We start from the raw sequence: 22,394 nt of genomic DNA, 5'->3' as shown, positions 1-22,394 counted from the left end.
TGGAATGATAAAAATGAACGTCAGGAACAATATTATTTATACCGCTCTGGGTTTAGGCATCAGTCAGGCTGCATGTTCAGCAGCCGCGGAGGAGTCAATGACCGTGTGGTCGAGCCCGGCCCCGGCGGCTACGACCACGATTCTCGGGCAAGAGACCATGCAGTCGCTGGATAAGAACGATGTCGCGCATGCGCTCTCAGTCGTACCCGGCGTGGTATTACAAAAAGCAGGTAGCCGTAACGAACTGCAGGTGAAAGTTCGCGGTTTTGACGGTCGTCAGGTACCGGTATTTTTTGACGGTGTACCAATTTATGTCCCTTACGACGGCAATCTCGATCTCGGGCGTTTCCTCACTTCCGACATCGCATCGGTCGAGGTCTCTAAGGGTTACTCTTCTTTGTTGCAAGGGCCGAATCAAATGGGCGGCGCAATAAATATTACCACCCCACGCCCCGCTAAACCTTTCGAGGCCAGCGTCGGCTATCGCCAGGGCTGGAGCCGCAGCAAAGACAATGCCTTCGATACTCACGCTTCGCTCGCAGCCAGCAACGACCTTGGCTATATCCAGCTTAGCGGCAGTCGTCTCAAGCAGGATTTCCTCGGCCTGCCGCATGGCGTCCGCAATGCCATCACCGGTGAAAATGGCAAAATGGTCAATTCCGCCAGCGATGACAAGCGCGGCATCATCAAGCTTGGCTTCACGCCGCGTGCCAGTGATGAATACGCGTTCACTTATATTAAACAGGACGGTGAAAAGCAGAACCCACCGTATGCCGGAACCAGCAGCCAGAAATCGCGCTACTGGCAGTGGCCGGAATACGATAAGGAAAGCTACTACTATCAGGGCACGACTCATCTTACCGACGCCTTTACCCTGAAAAGTCGCCTGTACCACGATACCTTCAAAAATACGCTACTGATGTACAACAGCCTTGCGGATCTTAAAAATAAAAAGGGCAACTACAGCCGCTACGACGACTACAGTACCGGCGCGGGCTTACAGCTGTCTGCCGACCTTCTCGATAGTGACCAGCTCTCGCTGGCGGTAAACTGGAAAGATGACGTGCATCGCGAAAAGAGCGCACTAAATGGCCCTTACGATCGCTATCAGGATCGTACCTGGTCGGTTGCTGGCGAATATCAATGGGCCGCCGCCGATGACCTCGATATCGTTGTCGGCGTCAGCTACGACTGGCGTAATAGTCTTGAGGGTAAGAAGCACGAAAATAACGGCAGCGTCACCCATTATGACAGCAACAGGCAAAACGCATTTAACTGGGAAACCATGGCCCGCTACCATTTCGCCAGGCAGGATACCCTCGCGTTGTCCTGGTACGATCGTACCCGTTTCCCGACGCTCAAGGAGCGCTACACCACCTCGAAACCGGCAAAAGACCAGATCGCGTTGGTCAACCCGCACTTGAAACCGGAACGCGCTCGCGGCGTAGACCTCACCTGGAACGGCCATTTTAACGATCGCTGGTCCTACGAAATCAGCACCTGGTACAACCGGGTCAGCGATGCGATTCTGGCGATCAATATTGACGATGACACGGTGCAGAACCAGAACAGCGGCCGCGTTGACTACCGCGGAATCGATGCGGGTATTAAAGGCTCGCCGCTGGCGATGCTGGATGTCGGACTGAGTTACAGCCTGATTCATGCCGACGCCAAACGTCAGGCGGCGGGAAAAGTCACCGATCTGCCAAATCAAACCTTAACCGCCTGGCTGACGCTGAAGCCAACGGAATCGCTACGCGTAACGCTGTCGGAAGAGGCGCGATCGTCCAGCTACAGCAACAGCGATGGTTCCCAGCGGGCAGCAGGTTTCGCCATCACTCACCTGCGCGCGGATTACGCTATTGGCCGCGGCTTTAGCGTTAATGCTTCAGTCAACAACCTCTTCGATACCCGCTATTACTACAGCGAAGGATTTATTGAAGAGGGGCGCAACGTCTGGGCCGGTGTGGAATATAAATTTTAAACGCGGTTCCGCGCGGCGGAACCCCCGGGAGTCAATCATGAATACAGATTTTTCGGTCAGGCTACAGGCTATTCTGGGCAATCAGCGCCAGGCTGATGGTTCGCAGCGCAAAATAGTGCTGCGCGGTCGGGTACACCTCAGCAAGCACGGACTGGAAGCAGAGAACGGTATCCAGGAACATTTTTCAGATCCGGACTGCGCGCTAATGCATTACGCGCTGGAACATTACGATTTCTGGCGCGAACGTTACCCGGCGCTGGGTGGCCAGGCGCTCTACACCGGGATCTTCGGCGAGAACTTTTCCACTCGCGGAATGACGGAAAATGATGTCTGCCCGGGAGATGTTTTTCGCCTCGGTAGCGCAGAAATCCAGGTCTCCTGGGGCAGAGTCGCCTGCCAGACTATGGCCGGGCGGCTGCAGGATCCGAATGCACCGACGATCATGCATCGACAGTCGCGCAACGGTTGGTTCTATCGGGTTGTGACGCCGGGGGAAGCCCGTTGCGATGATACCTTTATTCTTATCGATCGCCTCGCCGACGGCTGGCCGCTCAGTCGGGTACAGCGTATGGTGTTTGATAACCAGGGCAGCGATGAAGAGTTACTGGCGCTGTCGGCAATGCCGTTTCTTGCCGCCCCCTGGCGGGCGTTAGCGATGCAGCGCCTGAATAATGAAGCTTGATATTTGCCCTTTGTGTGCCAATTCCACTCGTACAGGCGCGTCACGCGCCTGGTAACCGTTCAATGCTTATGCCAACATGAAAGGTGAAACAGAAGACTTTTATTCAGCCACAGCGCCTGCCTTCATTAAGGTGACGGTCACCGCAACCGGTACGCCGACAGGGAAAAACGAGACGACTCACACTTGCGCGACATAACCGGTCTGATGAGCAATCATAGACAGCACCCCGGATAAATATGGCCACTGATACTGAATGTCGAGGAGAAATCACAACACAATCAGAGAATTAATGACATGCATCATTCACTCAACTCATCGGGCTGGCAATGACGCATTGTTGATTCACCCGGCGCGAATGGTAAAGTCGTCAGCCACCCGGACACCTCTTCAAGACTTAATACATCAGCATAGCGGGCATTAAGATCCAGCAAGGTGAAATCAAGCAATGACTGGCTGCGATCGCCAATCACTTCGCGGGGCACCATCACATGGAACCCCATCTGAAACGCCTCAATGGCGGTAGCGCGAATACTGCCGCTGGCGGTAACGCCCCCCAGAATTATGGTATCGATGCCCTGCTGTTTTAGCCACGCCTCCAGATTATTACCATAAAAGTCAGAGACATAACACGTTGTATGGTTGCGCGAAAAGGGCGCATCCGCCAGCGCCTCATCGATCTGGTTGAGGTAGGCATCTTCTGTCAGCCTGGTAATAAACGGGTATTTTTTCCCCCACAGCCAGGAAAATGCATGTTCAGGACGATAAATTGTGCGAGTAAATATCGTTGGTAGCCCACGCTGCGCCGCAAGCGTCAACAACCGATGCAAGCCTTGTTTATCAAACGGGGTATCAATCGCCAGCGTCGAACCGGAATCCATGTAGGCGTAGGTAACATCCCGCACCAAAATCGCCGCCTTGCTACCAAAGCCTATCTTGTGGGCAAAACCCGTCTGCGTGAAAACCCGCTGAATCTCGTCCGCAAGGTAACGACGCTGACCGCCTGGGGTATAAACGACCTTCAGCCCATAGGTTTTGACCTCCCCGTTTTCTTCCAGTCGACGCAACGTGCTGGCAGAGATCCCCAGCATTTTCGCCGCATCAGAAACCGTCAATAATTTATCGTACATGACATATCTATCCCATTGACCGGAAAAGTAGCTGTATACCAGACCGGTGCGTCCTGTGGTCTCATCGCGTGACGCTTTTCTGACGGAGGCGCCACGCAGTTATCAACCATTATACCTGACAGAGTGGCGGCAGACAGGCATGCCAGTCTGTGATCTGTTGATACAGCATGCCTAAATCCACCAGCGCCTGCTCATTACCGTGACGAGAAACCCACTGTATGCCCATTGGCATTCCCGTTGAGGAAATGCCCACCGGCAGCGCCAACGTCGGTACGCCCGCGTTGGTAAACGGCATATTGTAAGCAGGAGACCCGGTGGCCGCCAGGCCATAGGGGGCCAATGTCGGCGTTGCTGGCGTCATCAAGATATCCACGTCATCGAACAACGCCGCCAGCTCATGGCGATAACGCCTTCTCACCTGCTGCGCCTGCAAGTATTCCTGCGCGGAGATCGCGAGCCCCTGTTGCAGGAATTCCTGCAAATACGCACCAAACAACATCGGCTTCTGTAAGAAGGTGTCCTGATGATACGCTGCGCACTCCGCCTGCATCACAATATGGTGGGCGCGGCAAGCTGCATCGAAGCTTTGCGGAAGCGCAATACGTTTGAGCTTAACACCTCGCCCGGCGAGATCATCCATTGCCTGCAGACAAGCGGCGCCAATTTCATCATCCACATCAGCATAATAGGGATGCTCCACGATCCCCACGCTGTAATCGTGATTTTCACGCAGCTGCAGCGGCGTATAGGGCAAGGAATGCGTAGTGTCATCACGACCATCCGGGCCGGAAAGCGCATTAAACACCAGTACCGTATCCTCAACCGTATGAGTAAAAGCGCCAACGTGATCCAGCGACCAACTGGCGGGGATCACTCCCGCCTTGCTGATACGCCCATAGGTCGCTTTCAGTACCGTCACACCATTGAATGCCGCCGGACGAGACAGCGATCCGGCAGTTTGTGTACCCAATGCCATCAGCGCCATTCGCGCGCCGACGGCGGCAGCCGATCCGCTACTTGATCCACCGGGCGTATGCGCCGGGTTCCAGGCATTGCCCGTCTTCGGCGGTGTGCCCAGATTAGCAAATTCGGTGGTCGTCAGTTTCCCCAGCAACAAAGCGCCCTGACTCTCAAGCCTGTCGATCACGCTTGCGTTTTCCCTGGAGATATGACCTTTCAGTACCTTTGATCCCCCTTCGGTCGGCAAACCGCGGGTATGAAAAATGTCCTTCGCGCCATAAGGAATACCAAACAGCGCAGGCTTGCAGGCAATGGCGTCCATCTGCTGGTCCAGGTCAAGGGCGCGCTGACGCGCCCCCGCTGTATCAAGGTAACGCCACGCGTTGATCTCGCCGTCACGCTGCTCGATACGCGCCAGAAAATGGCTTAACAGCTCGCTCGGAGAAATCTTGCGCGCCGCCAGCTGCCGCCGGGTAGCGGCAATCGTGGCAAAGGGCGAGGTATCCAACACTTTCTTCATCCACTCATGTCCCTGTTATGGTCTGGCAGCAAACTGACCGTCAACGATTTGCGTATAAGGCATATCCTGTGTGATATTGCCGACAAACTTCTGAATATTAATCGCGGTTGTAAATGCTTCAGGAGAAATGACCGCGTTGGCGGGATAGACGTTGCTGTCGATCATCCGCTGTACCGCCGCATCCACCACGCTGCCGTTCAGTCCGGCAAATTCCTCGCGTGCCACCTGTTTGGCAACATCGGGATGCTGATGGATAAACGCCAACGATTCATTGATAGCTTTAACAAAGCGCGCAACCAGTTGCGGATTATCGGCAATCATTTTCTCCGAGGTATTAATGGTGGAGAACGCATACTCCGGGTAGTCACGCGTAAAATCATAAATCACTTTCAACCCTTGCCCTACCCCCTGATCCGCCTGAGGTTCATACACCACGGCAGCATCCGCGCGGCCCGCTAACAACGGTCCCAGTTCCGAACCATTTTGTACTTCGTTAATTTCCACATCCGTCTTCGGATTCAATCCGTTCTGACCTAGCAAGCGTAACAGCAGCGTATTCGACGTCCCTGGCGCCAGGCCAACGACCACCCGTTTGCCTTTTAAATCCGCCGGTGAAGAGAATTTAAAATCTGGTTTAGCCACAATCCATACTGGCGCACTGTTAGCCACCGCGCTGACGGCTTTGGCCTTGCCCCCTTTTTGTTGAGCGAATCCGACATGCTCCGGGCCATGTACGGAAAATTGCGCTTCACCAGACAGCACCGCCGCCAGCGCCGTTGGTCCTGACCCCGCGGAGCGAATCGACGTGACGTCTATCTGGTTTTTTTCGAAAAATCCCTGGTGTCTGGCAACATAAACCGGCAGATACAGTAAAGAGTGAAATGCTTCGGTCACCAGTACGCGATCGGGCTTCGCATCAGCCGCTGATGCATTGACAGAACAAGCGGTAAACAGCGCCGCGCACACCCATGCAACGATTTTATTCATTTTACTTTCCTTCTTAAGGCGTTAAGGAACTACGGAACGGTACCCCTAGCGATGCGTTTGCTGACGTTCCCAGGGCAGTAACCAGCGTTGTAGTTGAACCACGACCAGATAGAGCACAATGGCAACAATCAGCAACGCAAAGACGCCAACCCACACAACGTTGAGATTGAAAAGGTTGCCGGCAACGAAAATCATTTTCCCCAGGCCATAATCGGAGGAGATGAACTCACCGCCGATATCGGCAATCAGGGCAAAACCGATGTTTAGTCGAAAAGCCGCGATAATCCACGGCAGGGTCGAAGGCACCACCACCTTACGAAAAATCTGGTTACGGTTAGCCCCCAGGGAACGCATCAGGTTTACCTGGCTATCATCAATTTGGTGTGTGCCTTGCCATGCGGAGAGTAATGCCACGACATAGGTCGCGATAAAGGCCAGCGCAATTTTGGAAAACAGCCCGGAACCAAACCAAATGATGATGATCGGCGCCAAAGCGATCTTCGGCAGGCTGTTGAGTGCAATGAAAAAAGGATCGAGAATACGTGCCAGCACTGGTGTATGCCACAACAAAAGCCCCGAAAATGAACCGAGCAAGCTGCCCAGCACAAATCCCGTTACGGTGGCATATACCGTGACATAGGTATTTTGTAACAGTTCACCATTCGCCACCAGACGTACAAATTCCTGCCAAATCCCCGCTGGCGATCCCATCAGAAAGGCATTTACCACACCGGTATTCACCCCTAGCTGCCACAGAGCGACAATGACGACGAGGAGCAATACCCGGCAACCATTATCCCGCAATAGTGACAGCCAGCGCTTTGTGCGCTGACGTCCCTGGCGTGCGCGATCCGAGGCAGTTTTACCAACAACAACGGCGGATTTACTCATGCATGTTCCCCCAGTTGGATATCCATATCAGCCCAGATGGCATCGAAGAAGGTCTGGAATTGAGGATCTTTACGGGCGCCCATGGCAGAGCCGTGCCGCCTGGCAAGGCCAATATCGTAGGTTTTTTTGTTCCAGGTTGGTCGCTGAGACATCACCGCAATACGATCGGACATGGCAATCGCTTCACCAATATCATGGGTGATCAACACCACGGTTTTTCTGTATTCGTTGAGGATCGTCAGGATTTCCTCTTCCAGTACCAGCCGGGTTTGGTAGTCCAGCGCAGAGAACGGCTCATCAAGCAGAATGATGTCAGGATCAATGACCAGGGTACGGATCAGTGCTGCGCGTTGCCGCATTCCCCCTGAAAGCGTGGCGGGATAAGCGTGGGCAAAATCACCCAGCCCGTATTTATCCAGGTATGTCATTGCCCGTTCATGCCGCTCCTTCTTCGGCATCTCGTTAATTTCCAGACCGAGACAAACGTTATCCAGAATAGTACGCCACGGAAACAGCAGATCCTTTTGCAGCATGTAGCCCACACGCCCTTTACCGGGCATGGCATAGTACGGATCGAACACTTGAATGTCGCCCGCCGTCGGAGGCAACAGCCCCGCGATAATGTTAAACATCGTGGTTTTGCCGCAGCCACTGGGCCCGACAATGCTGATAAATTCCTGGTGATAAATATTGAGGGAAATATCTTTGATAACGTCTACTGCGTTATCGTCATGATCTAAAAACTGCTTTTTTACGCCTTTCATGGCAATCGCTACCGCAGGGGCGGCAGGATCGCCAGAAGGCATTTTTTCTCTTGCTGGTGAAAGGTTCATCTTACACTCCGGACTAACAGTATTTCCGACCCTCAAAAACGCCAGGCCGGATAACAGGGATGTCGATTGCGCGCACTTCACCGTGCAATAACTTGTCAAACTTGTCTAATACGACAAACTTATCAAACTTGTCATTCTTCCCATAATTATCCTTCCGTTCGACCGACATGCTGAGCGTAACCCGGCCAGCCCGGTGCACTGCATCAACTTTTCTTCACCGCCATGCCCGATGCCCCCGGGAGGGCGCAAAAGCGATACGCGACGCAATAACCTCCTTAAGAAGAGGGATATACCGGAGAATAAGCGCTACGCGCATACCATCAGGCCTGCGGGGAGTGGAGATGAACGGGCTATTGGCAGATTCGGCTGCGACAGATGACCTGTACCGCTCAATGCCCAGGCGCTGAAGGTCGTTAGGTAATCATCAGGGAGGAAGAGAAAAAATGGGGGCCAGGCGCCAGAAACGCGCTCTGATTGCCTGCGGAGGAGAATACTTGCGACAATTCCCCCCACTGTGTCGGCGAGACGCTCTCGCGCAGAGACAGTGAGGGGAATAAATTACCGGTTAGACAAACGCTTCAGACCTTCTTTTAAGTCATATTTCAGGTCGTCCATATCTTCCAGACCAATCTGCAGTCGTAGCGTCATCCCCTCCGGTTTCCATGCCGTTGCCGTTCGGTATTCCGCACAATTAAAAGGAATGATGAGACTTTCAAATCCGCCCCAGGAAAACCCCATACAAAAAATGCGCATGTTATCAAGCATGTCATCAACATTATCCTGGTTGAAGCGGGCATTAAGTACAATGGAGAAAAGGCCTGTTGAACCGGTAAAATACTTTTTCCAGTTTTCATGGCCCGGGCAGTCTTCAAACGCCGGATGCAGCACCCTGCTGACTTCTGGTTGACGCTTTAACCAGTCAGCCATTTCCAGACCACGAGCTTCCGCCTCTTTTACCCTCAGATGCATAGTTCGCAACCCACGTAACGCCAGAAAACAGTCTTCAGCACCTGGCAGCATCGCCATTGCATCATACGTTTTACGTAATGCCGGCCAGTGAGAATCATTAGCAGACACTAACCCCATCAGCAAATCGGAATGACCGCTGAGATATTTCGTGCCGGCCTCGACGGACAAATCAATGCCATGCGCATGCGCGTTGAAAAACAGAGGCGTGGCCCAGGTATTATCAATTATCGTGCTGATATTGTGTCGTTTAGCCACCGCGACAATCGCCCCGATGTCCTGCACCTCAAAACTTTGCGACCCCGGACATTCAAGCAGGATTACGCGGGTATTTTCCTGGATGAGCGCTTCGATATCCGTTCCGATCAGGGGATCGTAGTACGTTACGGAAACGCCATATTTCGACAGCAGCGTGTTACAGAAATTGCGGGTTGGTCGGTACACGGAATCCGTCACCAGAATATGATCGCCCGCACTGGTGACAGAGAATAGCGCCAGCGCCAGTGCGCCAAGACCGGATGGAGAAAGAACCGTCCCGGCTGAATCACAAAGCGAGGACCAGGCCATTTCTAAATTTTCAATCGTGGGCATACCGGATGTGCCGTAAGAAAAGCGGGCTCTTTTATGTCGGATATCATCACAGCTTTTGTAGACCACTGTCGACCCGCGATATACAGGCGCATTGACAAATCCGTTCTGTTCATTAGGGTTTCGTCCCAACATTGCTAGTTGTGTACTCATCTTGAATTTTTTCAGTTCTGCATTGTGTTTCATCAGATAGCCTTCTACTCAAATAATTTGAAAAAAGGTGACAGGCAGAGCAACAGTCCCGTTCCTGAGATAAACAGGACCCGCCAGGAATAATATTTTTTAAGCTGTGGGACTTTAAACACCAGATAGCATGGAATAATACACGAAACAATTCCATAAACCGGCGCCCCTATCTGTTGTAACAGCAGAACAGGAAAGTGTGTGAGTACCCATGCCCATAGCAGAAGAACAATAAAGACTGAAACGCCGATACTCACAGCAGTTTCATTAATTGCCTTTTCATCGATAAACCGGGACAGTACATTGACCACTATTCCTTTCATCGCCTCCTGAAAACCGAGGAAAATGCCAAAAAAGGCCGTCACGATAGCGAAAATATTCAGCAGGATAGACATCACTCTCACCATTTCCCCAGGAATAACTTTTGCAACAATGGCCATTGCGGAAATATTATTTTGAGCTGCCTCAACCGCCTGCTCATGGCTCAGGGAAAAGGTAAACGAAAACGCGAAGAAAAGCACAGAGCAAACGAGTATTCCATAAGCTATCCGACTCGCTCTTAACGCTCGCAGAGTGGCAATTTTAGGATCTGCTTCTACTTTCCTGAACGCGACATTCATCGGACTAAGAATCTGAACAAAAAGGATAGAGAACAATGTAAAAGGCAGCGTCAGAACAGTACCTGTCAGGAGTTCTCCAACAGGCGGCAAATTGCTAATGTTGCGCATATCCCAGTGCGGAATCATTACCATACCTAACAGCACAACCACCGCCAGTTTTACCACCACCATCGGGCCTGAAACTTTGAAAAGTAATTTCTCACCTTGCGCCGCAATGCTTACCAGTAAGGCCAGGACCACCAGCCCATACCACCACTTATCCGACAGCATCTCCGAGGTCACGCCAAATGTCTGGAGATACGATGCACTGTCAAATGTTGCTGCAAGTGAATAGGTTAACATCCCTTTAAGCAACATAATAAAATACGTCACACCGAGGAAAAACCCCCAATTCTTACCTAAATAATAGGTAATAACACCAGAGTAATCTTTACATTCCGGGCTTTGTGATAAAGTTTTAAGGTAAAGTGACTGCATCATATAGAGTGCAGGATAGGCAATCAGAACCGATAAGGAAAAGACCCAAATTCCTTTTAAACCAATCTGTACAGGCAGAAAAATAATCCCACCACCAATGGCCATACCAATACAAAGAATAATCCATCCGACATCATACGTTGTAAAAGGTATTTTCTGTAAAATCATTCCTTCTGAAATATCAGCGTTATTATTCATGATGTTACCATTATGTTAGTTAAACAAGAAACATCTACATTTCTACATAACCACAGCGAATTATTTAGTGCTAATAACAAAACAGGATTTTGTGATCGGAATGGAATAATTATATTATTGTTGAATAACATACAACTCATTAGTGAATTAAAGAGAATAATATCGCCAGGATAAAATAACTTTCTGTTTTGTGATTTCTCAATCATTTAACAACATTGCGTAATTAATGATTTTTGATACACTCAATCACAGGAAAGAGGAGGATCACAATGTGTTAAACTCAGGTACATTAAGTCAGTTAAGCGTCTTTGTGAGGATCGCCGAAACAAGGAGTTTCACCAAAGCCGCCAGAGAACTGGGGCTATCTCGTTCAGCGGTCAGCAAAAGTCTGTCAAAACTCGAAGAACAACTGGGTACCCAGTTAATACAAAGAACAACCAGAAATATCTTTATTACCGAGCACGGTGAGGCCGTTTTTAATCGCGCGATTACTCTGCTGGAAGAATGCGAAGATATGTTTTCAAAAGTTCGTAGTTATTCTGAGCCGGAGGGACATCTGAAGCTATCCTGCTCGGTAGCCTATGGTTCAAAAGTTCTTCCGGATCTGATTACAGCTTATCAGATGAAATATCCCCGTGTGAAATTCCATATTGATTTGAATGACAACATAATCAATTTATCAGAAACCAATTTTGATATGGTATTGAGGATAACCCGGAAACTCACTGAAACGGAATGCCACACTTATATCGGAGAAATTAACTGGATATATTGTTGCTCCCCTCAATATCTCTCCGGAAAACCCGCAATAAAAACGCCCAATGATTTGACCCAACATCGCTGCATCACCAATCTGGTTATGTCCTACCATGATAACTGGGTATTTTCAGGTGGCAACGGAGAGATCATGGTTCCCGTTGATTCAGTTATAACCTCTAATTCCAGCCTGACGTTATTAAGTATATTGCTAAATCATAATGGTGTTTCATGCATTCCAGATTACCTGGCTTCTTTATATATTAAAAAAGGCGCACTGGTTCATATACTGCCAGAGTATCACGCAGGACTTTCTCATTATTTATATGCAATCAGAAAGAGAACAAGATATATTAATCCATTAACAATGACATTCATTGAGCATCTCAAAAAAGAATTAACCACACCAGATAAACGCCCCAATAATGACGTTAATGATTTACCGACAGAAACACGTTTTCTCAGACGTAAAATGGATTAAAAACCTGATTCCCGAAGTAGCGTCTTCCCTGGCGCTGACTGCCATAGTTCATCAGTATGAAATATACTATAAGCTGTAGTTTCAATATTTTTCTTTAATTGATGACGCACGAAACGTTACATTTTATTCTCCGGGCCATGTGCCTTCACTCATTTTTCCGTTATCCTGAAGCTGAACGCCCCAGATAACTGACAAAACTCAGTTACAAGAAAATAGACCGGGGATTGTCAATAAATAAACAAGGAAATCCAGCTGATTGATTTCGGCTGATACTCATCAGGATGGGGAAAACGTGTTTCCTCCTCTTTAGAGCCTATCCCACCAGGCGTTATTGGCGCAGACAGCTTGAGCACTGCCCAGGTTCAAAATGACAAGCAAAATAGCCCTAATGGGATAGGCTCTTAGCAATAAGCACAGAAGTCCGCAGGCCCAGTTCGCTTATTTTAATTCCGGCCAATACTCTCTGTTAGCCTCAATTAATGCATCGAGTACTTTACGCGCTTTTTTAGCATCAATAATCGTCCGGTTTAACGTCAGCGCCTGGAGAGCTTTGGCATAGGATCCTTCAAACCAGGCTTCCACCGTCAGGCGTTCATAAGCAAATTGCTGTTCGATCATCCCTTTGTAGAACGTCGGGATTTTCCCCACGCCATACGGACGAGGACCGTTGCAGCCGACTTCAGCCGTTAGCTCAACCATGACATCGTCATCCAGGTTCTCGACCAGGCCGTTGTTCGGCACCATAACGATGAATTTCTTTTTCAGGTTAAACGCGATAGCTTCCGCCAGCTCAACGATCATGTCGCCATGCGCGTCATTATGCACAACATGCACATTTCGTGTTGTCCCTTCCGCGACCGCCGTGCGACACTCTTCAAAGACTCTTTTTTCCCGACCATTGATCACTTCATTGGCACGGGTGAAGTTCGGATCGAGTCTGGAGAATTTATACTCCGGATAGAGATAGTATTGCAGATAGGTGTTGGGCAGATAATCCGGGAAATCGCGCAGCATATCCGCCACCAGCGCGTAAGTATCCAGCCACGACTGGTCACGTTGCTCAGCATCAGCCGGTATAAAACCATTCTTCGCGATATAGGCCTTCAACTCAGGAACCAGATCGTAGCCATTTTCGTCGTACAGGTGGGTAAACCAGCCGAAATGATTAAGACCGAAATAGACCGGGTCAAAAGTCCCCGGATCACGCCCTAACAGGCGACCGTATGAACGAAGCAGGTTAACGGGCTGGTCGCAAATATTCAGAATACGGTCATCATCCGGGAAACGTTTGTTGAGCGCATCAGCTACAATTGCCGCCGGGTTGGTGTAGTTCAGGATCCAGGCATTCGGTGAACGGGAGCGAACCTTTTCCACCAGCGCAATCATGTCGCGAATAGAGCGCATACCATAAGCAAACCCACCCGCACCACAGGTCTCCTGGCCAATCACACCCAGGCTCAGCGGAATTTTTTCGTCTTTCTCACGCATGGCATACCCGCCAGTGCGCATCTGGCAAAAGATAAAATCCATATCGCTGAACGCCACATTTTCATCCCCGGTATACATAAACTCCAGCTCCGGGTACTCTTCACGAAACAACACCCTGGCATATTCGCCAATCACCTTCTGGCGTTCTTCATTCACATCGAACATCACCAGTTTCTTTAACGGCAGACGCGTTTTCAGTTTACATAACGCCTTTAATAAACCCGGCGTCCATGTAGACCCTCCGCCAACCAATACAATATTAAATGCAGTTTTCATATCATTCGTTCTCTTATTGCGTCTGTTGAACAAGTAAATTTTGCTTCACCGCACTGGCGATCCCTTCCACCTGCGGACCGTAAATAACCTGAATATCAGTGTCGGTTGCACGAATAAAACCATTGGCGCCGCTTTGTTTTAAAATGTCTTCGTCAATTTTCTGCATATCTTTAATTTTTACGCGCAAACGCGTGAAGCAGCAGTCGACATTCTGGATATTTTCTCGCCCTCCCAGACCGGCGATAATTTTTGCCGTAACCAGATTATCCTGCGTAGACTCCACGCGATAATGGTTGACCGCCTCATCCTCTTCGCGCCCCGGCGTTCTGGTATTGGTGCGCACAATGATCCATTTGAAGACGAAGTAATAGACCGGAGCCCAAATACATCCCAGTAACAAATCAAACCACCAGAGTGTTTTCGCGCCGCCCAACACGCCAAAAACCATAAAATCAATAAAACCGCCCTGTATATTGCCAATCATCACCTGAAAAAGCTGAGCGCAGGCAAAAGAGAGCCCCGTCATCACGGCATGAAATAAGAACAGCAGCGGCGAGACAAAAATAAAGCTGAATTCCAGGGGTTCGGTGATCCCGGTAGTGAAAGAGGCCAGCGCCCCCGCCATCATTAACGCTTTAACCCGTTGTTTGTGCTCTGGTCGCGCACAGCGATAAATCGCCAGTGCCGCCCCAGGGAGACCGAACATCATCACCGGAATTTTCCCTTGCGCCAGAAAGCGAGTCGCCTCACGCACAATATCATCGGATAGCGCACCAGGATGGGCCAGTGCATAATTGAAGATAGAGAGTGCGCCAATCACGCTTTCATTATTGACATGCACCACGCCACCTATCGGAGTGAAACGAACCGTCTCGTTGAGGATATGGTGCAAACCTGTTGGGATCAGAATACGCTCGGTAAAGGCATAAACAAATGTGCCAAAAGGGCCAGATTCACCAATAAACTGTCCCAGATGGATAATTGCGTTAGCAATGATCGGCCAGACCAACGACATTAACACACCAATAACTGGCAGCACGATAATAGTAATAATAGGAACAAAACGGCGGCCACCAAAATAGGCGATGGCCGCCGGGAGTTTAATCGTATAAAAGCGATTGTGCAGAATAACGGTGACCAGGCCGGCAATAACGCCCCCCAGCACACTCATCTGATAAGAAAAAATACCTAACGTATTGGCGAATTCAGCAGAATACATTACCGCCTGCGTCTGGCTATATCCCTTTTCCATGAAGGCAGCGACAGACGTTGTTTGTGGGGTAAGACCTTGCGCCAACAGGCTGTAATTCACACCGATGTGAAAAGTAATAAATCCAATGACGGCAGCAAATGCGGCCGTCGGTTTTTCATCCCGCGCCAGGCCAATAGCGGCAGCAATCGCAAAAAGTAACGGCAGATTACCAAATAATGCCCCGGCAACTTTACGGATGAAACCGATAATCTGCTGCATCACGTCAGCATGAATAATACCTTCCCCCACGATGCTCGGATTTTGTAATGCCGCTGCCAGGCCGAGAAATATCCCAGCGGCAGCAATCACGGAAATCGGCATCATTAATGCCTTTCCCAGATCCTGTAGAAACTCACCCGGTCGACTCATTGTTATTTTCCTTTAGGGCACTGGCTGAACATGAGACTGAGTATAGCGAGATATAATGTATAGTTGTCTAGCCCACTAAAGTCAAAACGCGGCAAGGATCACAAAGTTAAACCTTTTTATCCGATTACGGACGTACGGCGGTCAGGGTAAAACGGTAGTGTTGCTGGTTATAGTAAATTTCAGAGATCTCGAACGGAATGTCGTCATGAAGGAACGCCAGCGAGGTGGAATGGAGAACCGGTTCATCGCGTTTAATCCCCAGCATGTCGCGCACCTGCTGAGAAGGGAGTTCCGCATGGATCTCTTTTTCCGAGCGCGCAACGGTAAACCCCTTCCGGCTGATATAGGCATATTTAGAGCTATTCAGATCTTCCGCGCTTAAATCGTCGAAGGGTTCGGTAATCATCCACGATTGCTCGAAGACAAATGGAATCTCTCCCAGCAGGCGCAGACGTTGCATAAACCACACGTCGCTGTCAGGAGCAAGACGCAGTTTATCCGCAATATCCCGCGAGGCGGGCTGGCGATCGAGGTAAATCAGGCGGTTTACTACCGGTTCATCCAGACCCAACGTTGCTTCGCTGGAAGAGAGATGCCTGTCGAGTGGCAGAGAAATGCGCACATTTTTACCCGTCTGCACGACAAAGGTTCCCTGACCCCGACGACGCTCCACTTTGCCCTGACGTACCAGGTAATCCACTGCTTTTCGCGCGGTCATTCGGGATATCGCAAACTGCTGGCAAAGTTCACTTTCTGAGGGAATTGCGTCGCCGGGTTTCAGCGAACCGGAAGTAATCTGGCCGATAAGATATTGTTCAAGCTGCAAATAGACGGGTACGGTTGAATATTTATCGATCATTGGCGCAATTCCTTGTTTCACCCAGGTATGGTAGCGACAGCGGAGCAAAGTGACAATGTTTGTGCTTAGTTACGGCGAAATTCCCCGGCAAACGACATTGCCGCTCATCACTCACGCGGAGTGATGTCGGTAAACATCAGGTACATCCGCCGAATACAGGCGTGCTGTCCGCAAGAGCGGCCATATCCAAATTTACCAACTCGCTTCAGGCACCTTCCCTGTCGCAGGGTCCGTTTTTCACTACTCTCTTTTTGGCAGAAAAAAGTCCAAAATCAAATGACTATATATGACATGGAATTCGTGTCGAACAGCGTCGCCAAAATTGAATTTAATACCAAATGAAATTAATGTGTCGCCGAATCACGACACTTATAAGTAACTAAAAATTAATAAAAAAATGGCCCTTGTCTCCCTCATTTTTTAGGCGTACATTAGCGCCATCTGGACCAGTCAGAACACAAAATTTGCAACGACCGCCGACAGTAAAATGTTGCATTGCTGTTAGCGTTGGTTGGGTAAGTAATGAAAATTAAATTCATTTAAGGCGTCTCGTTGAGCGCGCGGAGTGATGAGTCGTGAAATACTTTTTAATGGGCATTTCTTTTATGGTCATCGTTTGGGCCGGTACGTTCGCCCTGATGATCTAAGCATAACGGTGTAAAAAAACGGGAGCCAGCAGGCTCCCGTTTTTCTATTCATGGCTTTCAGTCGTCAATTTCGACGCGGGAAGAAGCCCATCGGCGCGGAACATTGATTTAATGCCGCGTACGGCCTGGCGGATACGATCGCGGTTTTCAATTAAAGCAAAGCGCACATGGGTATCGCCATAATCGCCAAAGCCAATACCCGGTGAAACGCAGACTTTGGCGTCCTGCAGCAGCTTTTTCGCAAACTCCAGTGACCCCATCGCCGCATATGGCTCCGGGATCTTAGCCCAGACGTACATCGAAGCCTTCGGACACTCCACCATCCAGCCCGCTTCATGTAGTCCTTTAACCAGTACATCGCGGCGGCGTTTATACTGCTCCGCAATATCGCGAACGCACTGCTGATCGCCTTCCAGCGCAGCAATTGCCGCCACCTGCAGAGGCGTGAAAGTGCCGTAATCGTGATAGCTTTTTATACGCGCCAGCGCGTTAACCAGGGTTTTGTTGCCGACCATAAAGCCAATGCGCCAGCCTGCCATATTGTAGCTTTTCGAAAGCGTAAAGAATTCGACGGCAACATCGCGCGCGCCAGGGACCTGCATAATCGACGGCGCTTTCCAGCCATCGTAAACAATGTCGGCATAGGCCAGATCGTGCACCACCAGCACGTCATAACGCTTCGCCAGGGCGACAACCTTCTCGAAAAACGCCAGCTCAACGCACTGGGACGTGGGGTTGGACGGAAAACCGAGGATCATCATTTTCGGTTTCGGGTAACTTTCACGAATGGCCCGCTCAAGCTCGTTGAAGAAATCCACGCCCTCAACCAGCGGTACCGAACGCACCTGGGCTCCGGCAATGACCGCACCGTAAATATGAATCGGATAGCTCGGATTGGGCACCAGGACGGTATCGCCATGATCCAGGGTAGCCAGCATCAGATGCGCCAGCCCCTCTTTCGAACCAATAGTCACAATCGCTTCCGATTCCGGATCGATATCAACGTTATAACGCTCCTGATACCAGCGTGAAATCGCACGGCGCAGGCGCGGGATACCACGGGAAGTGGAGTAACCGTGGGTGTCGGGCCGCTGGGCAACAGTACAAAGTTTCTCAACGATATGCGGCGGCGTCGCGCCATCAGGGTTACCCATGCTGAAATCGATAATGTCTTCGCCACGGCGACGCGCAGCCATTTTCAGTTCAGCAGTGATATTAAAAACATACGGGGGGAGACGATCGATACGCGTGAAACGGCGTTCAGGACTGAATTCAGCCATAGATTCCTCGGATTAACGTTAGCGCCCGGACCGTCCGAGCGACGCTGCCGCGCTTGCGGCATGTTTAGAAAATAACCCGAAAAAATTCATGCTGTCGAGAGGAGAGATAAAAAATAATTGCCGGTGGCAAAACAGGAATTAAATCGGCTAAATACGGCAGAACGTATCTCAGGATACCTGTGTGCAATGAAAAAAATTAACACATTGATATCTTTTACTTTACTTAAACGCCCTGTCATCAGCAAACGCTGTTGAATCTCAGTTTGTTGCCGTCAATCCCCTTTTATTTATAGGGTATTTCCCTATTCATACCTGCGGCTGGCCTTCTGCCGCGAGGTTTTCTATCATAGCCCTTTCTTGCGATTAACGCGGCGTACCCATGCACGAAATATTTAACATGCTGCTGGCGGTTTATGACCGCGCAGCACTCATGCTGATTTGCCTCTTTTTTCTTATTCGACTGCGCCTTTTTCGTGAATTGCTGCATAAATCCGCGCATACGCCGAAAGAGCTGTTGGCAGTAACCGCTATCTTCTCCCTGTTCGCCCTGTTCAGTACATGGTCTGGCGTACCGGTGGAAGGATCGCTGGTCAATGTGCGAGTGATTGCCGTGATGTCCAGCGGGATCCTTTTCGGCCCCTGGGTCGGGGCAATTGTGGGTATGATTGCCGGCGTGCATCGCTATCTCATTGATATCGATGGCGTCACCGCCGTACCCTGCTTTATTACCAGTATTGTCGCGGGCCTGCTCTCCGGGTTTATCAGTCGTAAAGTCCCTAAAGCGCAACACTGGAAAGCCGGGATCCTCGCCGGGATGCTGTGCGAGACGTTGACCATGATCCTGGTGGTGCTGTGGGCGCCTTCGCTCTCGCTGGGGATCGACATTGTGTCGAAAATTGGTATCCCGATGATCCTCGGCAGCGTTTGTATCGGCTTTATCATTCTGCTGGTACAGAGCGTTGAGGGTGAAAAAGAGGCCAGCGCGGCGCGTCAGGCAAAACTGGCGCTTGATATCGCCAACAAAACGCTGCCGCTGTTTCGCCACGTGAATAGCGAATCCTTGCGTCAGGTATGCGACATCATCCGCCGTGATATCAATGCCGATGCCGTGGCAATGACCAATACCCAGCATGTTATGGCCTATGTTGGCGTAGGGGAAATTAACTACCGCGATAACGATGACTTTATTAGCCCGACGACGCAACAGGCGATTCGCTATGGAAAAATCATTATTAAAAACAATGATGAAGCTCACAGAACGCCGGAAATACACTCCATGCTGGTCATCCCGCTGTGGGAGAAGGGCGTCGTCACCGGTACGCTAAAAATCTATTACTGCCACGCGCACCGCATTACCTCTTCACTGCAGGAAATGGCGGTTGGCCTGTCGCAAATTATCTCTACTCAACTGGAAGTTTCCCGTGCCGAACAGCTTCGTGAAATGGCTAACAAAGCTGAATTGCGCGCGCTGCAAAGCAAAATCAATCCCCACTTTTTATTTAACGCCCTGAACGCGATTTCGTCGTCGATTCGTCTGAATCCCGACACCGCGCGTCAGTTGATTTTTAATTTGTCGCGCTATTTACGCTATAACATTGAGTTAAAAGATGATGAGCAGATAGATATCAAGAGAGAGCTGTATCAGATCAAGGACTACATCGCCATCGAGCAGGCTCGTTTCGGCGATAAGCTGACGGTGATTTATGATATTGATGATGACGTCAACTGTATGATCCCCAGCCTGCTTATCCAGCCACTGGTGGAGAATGCGATTGTCCATGGGATCCAACCCTGCAAAGGTAAAGGCGTGGTCACCATCGGTATTAATGAGTGCGGAAATCGGGTGCGAATTAGCGTTCGTGATACAGGAAATGGTATTGATCCGGCAGTAGTGGCAAGAGTGGGGGCCGATGAAATGCCAGGTAACAAAATTGGTTTACTGAATGTTCATCACCGGGTCAAACTACTGTACGGCGAAGGCCTGCATATCCGACGTCTGACGCCAGGTACCGAGATTGCTTTCTATGTGCCAAACCAACATGCGCCTTTGGCGGCGACGGAATCCCGGTAGTCATGAGCGGAGATAAAATGAAAGTCATTATTGTTGAAGATGAGATTCTCGCGCAACAAGAGTTGACCTGGTTGATTAACACCCATAGTCAAATGGAAATTGTCGGCACCTTTGATGATGGGCTGGATGTGCTAAAGTTTTTACAGCACAACAAGGTCGATGCTATTTTTCTCGACATCAATATCCCCTCCCTGGATGGCGTTCTGCTGGCGCAAAATATCAGCCAGTTCGCGCATAAACCCTTTATCGTCTTTATCACCGCATGGAAAGAGCATGCGGTGGAGGCCTTTGAACTGGAGGCATTCGATTACATCCTTAAGCCTTACGAAGAGTCGCGCATCATCAATATGCTGAAAAAGCTGACTAACGCCTGGCAGCAGCAACAGCAGACCAGCGTCGGTAGCGGGATGGTCGCCAACCCGACGCGGGAAAACGACACCATCAATTTAATTAAAGATGAACGAATTATCGTCACCAGCATCCACGATATTTACTACGCGGAAGCGCATGAAAAGATGACCTTCGTCTATACCCGGCGGGAATCGTTCGTCATGCCGATGAATATTACAGAGTTTTGCAGCAAACTCCCGCCCGCGCACTTCTTCCGCTGCCATCGCTCGTATTGCGTCAACCTGGATAAAATTCGTGAAATTGAACCCTGGTTTAATAACACCTATATTCTGCGGCTTCGGGATCTCGAGTTTCAGGTTCCGGTCAGCCGCAGCAAAGTGAAAGAGTTTCGCCAGCTCATGCATTTGTAGCGAAATAACCCCGCATCAAAGCCGGCGTCAGAGCACCTGGCCCAACGTCTGACGCAAGTGGGCGCCGGAGCCCAGCAGCCCGGGGTTATCGTGCACAATCAAATACACCGGGATATCCTGCACGAAATCTTTAAAACGGCCCTTATCCTCAAACCCGCCACGGAAACCGGATGCTTTAAAGAAGTCGAGGAAGCGCGGCACGATACCGCCAGCGATATACACGCCGCCAAACGTGCCAAGATTCAGCGCCAGATTACCGCCGAAGCGGCCCATAATGACGCAAAACAATGACAGTGCGCGACGACAATCAATACAGCTATCAGCCAGTGCGCGCTCGGTCACATCCTTAGGCTGCAGATTTTCCGGCAGACGCCCATCGGATTTAACAATCGCATGATAGAGATTCACCAGCCCCGGGCCAGATAGCACACGTTCAGCAGAAACGTGCCCCAGCTCTTTACGCAACTGCTGCAGAATAATGTCCTCTTCTTCGCTATTCGGCGCGAAATCAACATGGCCGCCCTCACCCGGCAGGCTCACCCAGCGCTTATCCACATGCACCAGATGGGCTACGCCCAGCCCGGTGCCCGCACCATAGACAGCAATAGGTTTACCTTCCACCGGCTCCGTACCGCCAAACTGAATCAGATGTTCCGCTTTCAGCATCGGGATCGCCATCGACACCGCGGTGAAATCGTTAATGATTTCCAGATGCGAGAACCCCAGGCGCTTTTTCATCTCCGCGATGGAAAAGGCCCAGCTGTGGTTAGTCATCGCCACCCAATCCCCGGTGATCGGGCAGGCGATAGCGATGCAGCCGTCCTCCACCTTGACATCATGCTCTGCCAGATAGACCCGAATAACGGCTTCAAGATCTGGATAATCGAGCCCGGAATAGGTCCTGGCGCCGGAGATCTCCCCGCTCGCGATATCACACAATGCCAGACGGGCATTGGTTCCGCCAACATCGCCTACTAAAGCAAATTTTGTCATTCCGTTACGGCTCCGCTAAAGTCAAAATAATTATTTTGGCACACTGTAAATTTATGACGTCTTAACAACAATGACCAACGCATAAGTGCCCCTGGTTTAGCGACATGAGTCACAGTTGAACTGTAATTTGTGAAATATTGTGCAG

18 protein-coding genes are annotated in these 22,394 nt (G+C 50.3%); 6 read left to right on the top strand and 12 right to left on the bottom strand.

The window, feature by feature from the left end; translation table 11 throughout:
• Nucleotides 1-13 precede the first annotated feature (13 nt).
• Both ABK821_RS10280 and ABK821_RS10275 read left to right on the top strand, forming a co-directional pair.
• Nucleotides 14-1,984 carry a TonB-dependent receptor gene (locus tag ABK821_RS10280; RefSeq protein ID WP_343178233.1) on the top strand — a complete coding sequence of 657 codons (1,971 nt, stop codon included), beginning with the start codon at nt 14-16 and terminating at the stop codon, nt 1,982-1,984.
• Nucleotides 1,985-2,021: 37 nt separating this feature from the next.
• On the top strand, nt 2,022-2,666 hold the full coding sequence (locus ABK821_RS10275) for an MOSC domain-containing protein (RefSeq protein WP_138361431.1): 645 nt from the start codon (nt 2,022-2,024) through the stop codon (nt 2,664-2,666).
• A gap of 299 nt (nt 2,667-2,965) precedes the next feature.
• Here the strand turns inward: ABK821_RS10275 and ABK821_RS10270 are convergent, their stop codons facing one another.
• From ABK821_RS10270 to ABK821_RS10240, 7 genes are all read right to left on the bottom strand, one after another.
• Nucleotides 2,966-3,793, bottom strand: a complete 828-nt coding sequence (locus ABK821_RS10270; RefSeq protein ID WP_138361432.1) for an isochorismatase family protein — start codon at nt 3,791-3,793, stop codon at nt 2,966-2,968.
• 109 nt (nt 3,794-3,902) lie between these two features.
• On the bottom strand, nt 3,903-5,273 hold the full coding sequence (locus ABK821_RS10265) for an amidase (RefSeq protein WP_138361433.1): 1,371 nt from the start codon (nt 5,271-5,273) through the stop codon (nt 3,903-3,905).
• Nucleotides 5,274-5,288: 15 nt separating this feature from the next.
• Entirely contained in the window at nt 5,289-6,260 is a 972-nt protein-coding gene (locus tag ABK821_RS10260; RefSeq protein WP_138361434.1) for an ABC transporter substrate-binding protein, read from the bottom strand.
• 45 nt (nt 6,261-6,305) lie between these two features.
• Nucleotides 6,306-7,151 carry an ABC transporter permease gene (locus ABK821_RS10255; protein ID WP_138361435.1) on the bottom strand — a complete coding sequence of 282 codons (846 nt, stop codon included), beginning with the start codon at nt 7,149-7,151 and terminating at the stop codon, nt 6,306-6,308.
• Nucleotides 7,148-7,984 (bottom strand): ABC transporter ATP-binding protein, encoded by an 837-nt coding sequence (locus ABK821_RS10250; protein WP_138361436.1) that lies wholly within the window; start codon nt 7,982-7,984, stop codon nt 7,148-7,150. Before ABK821_RS10250 ends, ABK821_RS10255 begins: the two co-directional genes overlap by 4 nt.
• 558 nt (nt 7,985-8,542) lie before the next feature.
• Nucleotides 8,543-9,724 carry a cystathionine beta-lyase gene (gene metC, locus ABK821_RS10245; RefSeq protein ID WP_343178232.1) on the bottom strand — a complete coding sequence of 394 codons (1,182 nt, stop codon included), beginning with the start codon at nt 9,722-9,724 and terminating at the stop codon, nt 8,543-8,545.
• Nucleotides 9,725-9,735: 11 nt separating this feature from the next.
• Complete coding sequence (locus tag ABK821_RS10240) at nt 9,736-10,923, bottom strand: amino acid permease (RefSeq protein WP_374043492.1); 1,188 nt, start codon at nt 10,921-10,923, stop codon at nt 9,736-9,738.
• Between the two features lie 364 nt (nt 10,924-11,287).
• On the opposite strand from ABK821_RS10240, the gene ABK821_RS10235 reads away from it, so the two are divergent.
• On the top strand, nt 11,288-12,253 hold the full coding sequence (locus ABK821_RS10235; protein ID WP_138361439.1) for a LysR family transcriptional regulator: 966 nt from the start codon (nt 11,288-11,290) through the stop codon (nt 12,251-12,253).
• A gap of 438 nt (nt 12,254-12,691) precedes the next feature.
• On the opposite strand, the gene ABK821_RS10230 is transcribed toward ABK821_RS10235, so the two are convergent.
• The 3 genes from ABK821_RS10230 to ABK821_RS10220 form a co-directional block, all read right to left on the bottom strand.
• A complete protein-coding gene (locus ABK821_RS10230; RefSeq protein ID WP_343178231.1) occupies nt 12,692-14,017 on the bottom strand; it encodes a 6-phospho-alpha-glucosidase in 1,326 nt (441 codons plus the stop codon).
• Nucleotides 14,018-14,030: 13 nt separating this feature from the next.
• Nucleotides 14,031-15,638, bottom strand: a complete 1,608-nt coding sequence (locus ABK821_RS10225; RefSeq protein ID WP_138361441.1) for a PTS transporter subunit EIIC — start codon at nt 15,636-15,638, stop codon at nt 14,031-14,033.
• Nucleotides 15,639-15,762: 124 nt separating this feature from the next.
• Nucleotides 15,763-16,497, bottom strand: a complete 735-nt coding sequence (locus tag ABK821_RS10220) for a GntR family transcriptional regulator (protein WP_138361442.1) — start codon at nt 16,495-16,497, stop codon at nt 15,763-15,765.
• A 575-nt stretch (nt 16,498-17,072) separates the two neighbouring features.
• On the opposite strand from ABK821_RS10220, the gene ypdK reads away from it, so the two are divergent.
• Complete coding sequence (gene ypdK, locus ABK821_RS10215; RefSeq protein WP_077777854.1) at nt 17,073-17,144, top strand: membrane protein YpdK; 72 nt, start codon at nt 17,073-17,075, stop codon at nt 17,142-17,144.
• 44 nt (nt 17,145-17,188) lie between these two features.
• On the opposite strand, the gene alaC is transcribed toward ypdK, so the two are convergent.
• On the bottom strand, nt 17,189-18,424 hold the full coding sequence (gene alaC / locus ABK821_RS10210) for an alanine transaminase (RefSeq protein WP_138361443.1): 1,236 nt from the start codon (nt 18,422-18,424) through the stop codon (nt 17,189-17,191).
• A gap of 397 nt (nt 18,425-18,821) precedes the next feature.
• Here alaC and ABK821_RS10205 point away from each other — a divergent pair, with 397 nt between their 5' ends.
• Together ABK821_RS10205 and ABK821_RS10200 are read left to right on the top strand one after the other, a co-directional pair.
• Complete coding sequence (locus tag ABK821_RS10205) at nt 18,822-20,495, top strand: sensor histidine kinase (protein ID WP_171034887.1); 1,674 nt, start codon at nt 18,822-18,824, stop codon at nt 20,493-20,495.
• Nucleotides 20,496-20,512: 17 nt separating this feature from the next.
• A complete protein-coding gene (locus ABK821_RS10200; protein WP_138361445.1) occupies nt 20,513-21,256 on the top strand; it encodes a LytTR family DNA-binding domain-containing protein in 744 nt (247 codons plus the stop codon).
• Between the two features lie 27 nt (nt 21,257-21,283).
• Here ABK821_RS10200 and glk read toward each other — a convergent pair whose 3' ends face one another.
• Nucleotides 21,284-22,249, bottom strand: coding sequence for a glucokinase (gene glk, locus ABK821_RS10195; protein ID WP_343178230.1), 966 nt, complete (start codon nt 22,247-22,249; stop codon nt 21,284-21,286).
• Nucleotides 22,250-22,394: the final 145 nt, after the last annotated feature.

Source organism: Klebsiella sp. KE9456, assembly GCF_043832615.1.
Taxonomy (GTDB): domain Bacteria; phylum Pseudomonadota; class Gammaproteobacteria; order Enterobacterales; family Enterobacteriaceae; genus Klebsiella; species Klebsiella indica.
Note: the sequence above shows the minus strand (reverse complement) of the source record. Positions and strands in the feature narration are given on the sequence as shown.

Bases quoted from the DNA above. Each gene is read 5' to 3' on its own strand.
- metC (WP_343178232.1), bottom strand. From the start codon at position 9,724: ATGAAACACAATGCAGAACTGAAAAAATTCAAGATGAGTACACAACTA.
- ABK821_RS10200 (WP_138361445.1), top strand. From the start codon at position 20,513: ATGAAAGTCATTATTGTTGAAGATGAGATTCTCGCGCAACAAGAGTTG.
- glk (WP_343178230.1), bottom strand. From the start codon at position 22,249: ATGACAAAATTTGCTTTAGTAGGCGATGTTGGCGGAACCAATGCCCGT.
- ABK821_RS10260 (WP_138361434.1), bottom strand. From the start codon at position 6,260: ATGAATAAAATCGTTGCATGGGTGTGCGCGGCGCTGTTTACCGCTTGT.
- ABK821_RS10265 (WP_138361433.1), bottom strand. From the start codon at position 5,273: ATGAAGAAAGTGTTGGATACCTCGCCCTTTGCCACGATTGCCGCTACC.
- ABK821_RS10270 (WP_138361432.1), bottom strand. From the start codon at position 3,793: ATGTACGATAAATTATTGACGGTTTCTGATGCGGCGAAAATGCTGGGG.
- ABK821_RS10280 (WP_343178233.1), top strand. From the start codon at position 14: ATGAACGTCAGGAACAATATTATTTATACCGCTCTGGGTTTAGGCATC.
- ABK821_RS10275 (WP_138361431.1), top strand. From the start codon at position 2,022: ATGAATACAGATTTTTCGGTCAGGCTACAGGCTATTCTGGGCAATCAG.
- ABK821_RS10240 (WP_374043492.1), bottom strand. From the start codon at position 10,923: ATGGCCATTGGTGGTGGGATTATTTTTCTGCCTGTACAGATTGGTTTA.
- ABK821_RS10255 (WP_138361435.1), bottom strand. From the start codon at position 7,151: ATGAGTAAATCCGCCGTTGTTGTTGGTAAAACTGCCTCGGATCGCGCA.
- ABK821_RS10205 (WP_171034887.1), top strand. From the start codon at position 18,822: ATGCTGCTGGCGGTTTATGACCGCGCAGCACTCATGCTGATTTGCCTC.
- alaC (WP_138361443.1), bottom strand. From the start codon at position 18,424: ATGGCTGAATTCAGTCCTGAACGCCGTTTCACGCGTATCGATCGTCTC.
- ABK821_RS10230 (WP_343178231.1), bottom strand. From the start codon at position 14,017: ATGAAAACTGCATTTAATATTGTATTGGTTGGCGGAGGGTCTACATGG.
- ABK821_RS10225 (WP_138361441.1), bottom strand. From the start codon at position 15,638: ATGAGTCGACCGGGTGAGTTTCTACAGGATCTGGGAAAGGCATTAATG.
- ABK821_RS10250 (WP_138361436.1), bottom strand. From the start codon at position 7,984: ATGAACCTTTCACCAGCAAGAGAAAAAATGCCTTCTGGCGATCCTGCC.
- ABK821_RS10220 (WP_138361442.1), bottom strand. From the start codon at position 16,497: ATGATCGATAAATATTCAACCGTACCCGTCTATTTGCAGCTTGAACAA.